Here is an 859-nt window from a genome sequence, read left to right as displayed (position 1 = left end):
TGCTGGAGGCGACCATGTGCACGATCGCGTCGACCTGGTTGCGCTCCAGCTGCTGGCCGGGGCGCAGTTCCAGCACCACCGAGGCGCTGGCGACATCGCGCTGGCGGGTGAAGGCGCTGGGCTTGGGAATGGCCAGGTGCACGCGTGCGTCGCGCACCGGGCGCAGGGTGGTGATGGTGCGCACCAGCTCGGTTTCCAGCGCGTGCTGGTAACGGGCGGTTTCCATGAACTGGCTGACGCCGAAGCCGGGGTCGCGCTCCATCAGCTCGAAACCGAGCTGGTGCGCACCATCACCACCCTGCGCCCGGTGCGCGACGCACGCGTGCACCTGGCCATTCCCAAGCCCAGCGCCTTCACCCGCCAGCGCGATGTCGCCAGCGCCTCGGTGGTGCTGGAACTGCGCCCCGGCCAGCAGCTGGAGCGCAACCAGGTCGACGCGATCGTGCACATGGTCGCCTCCAGCATTCCGGACCTGGCGCCGGAACGGGTCACCGTGGTCGACCAGAGCGGGCGCATGCTGACCATCGCCGACCCTGACAGCGACGCAGCCATGAACGCCGCGCAGTTCGACCAGGTGCGGCGCCTGGAGACCTCCTACAACCAGCGCATCCGCGAGCTGCTGGAGCCGATGACCGGCCCCGGCCGGGTCAATCCGGAAGTCAGCGTGGACATGGACTTCTCGGTGACCGAGGAAGCGCGCGAGCTGTACAACGGCGAGCCGCAGAAGGTGCGCAGCGAGCAGATCAGCGAGAACACCACCACCACCCAGGGTCCGCAGGGCGTTCCCGGCGCGGCCAGCAACACCCCGCCCGGCCCGCAGCCCGGCACCGGCCTCCGCCGCCACGCCGACCGAGCGCAA

2 pseudogenes are annotated in these 859 nt (G+C 70.3%); one reads left to right on the top strand and one right to left on the bottom strand.

Features of this window, described 5'->3' with window-relative positions:
* Window positions 1-262, bottom strand: a pseudogene (fliF, locus tag ABB33_RS18720) (flagellar basal-body MS-ring/collar protein FliF); the annotation flags it as partial.
* On the opposite strand from fliF (ABB33_RS18720), the pseudogene fliF (ABB33_RS17885) reads away from it, so the two are divergent.
* Window positions 212-859, top strand: a pseudogene (gene fliF / locus ABB33_RS17885) (flagellar basal-body MS-ring/collar protein FliF); the annotation flags it as partial. The pseudogenes fliF (ABB33_RS18720) and fliF (ABB33_RS17885) overlap by 51 nt on opposite strands.

The organism is Stenotrophomonas acidaminiphila (assembly GCF_001431595.1).
In the GTDB taxonomy this organism is placed as follows: Bacteria; Pseudomonadota; Gammaproteobacteria; order Xanthomonadales; family Xanthomonadaceae; genus Stenotrophomonas; species Stenotrophomonas acidaminiphila.
This window is presented reverse-complemented; position numbering and strand designations above follow the sequence as displayed.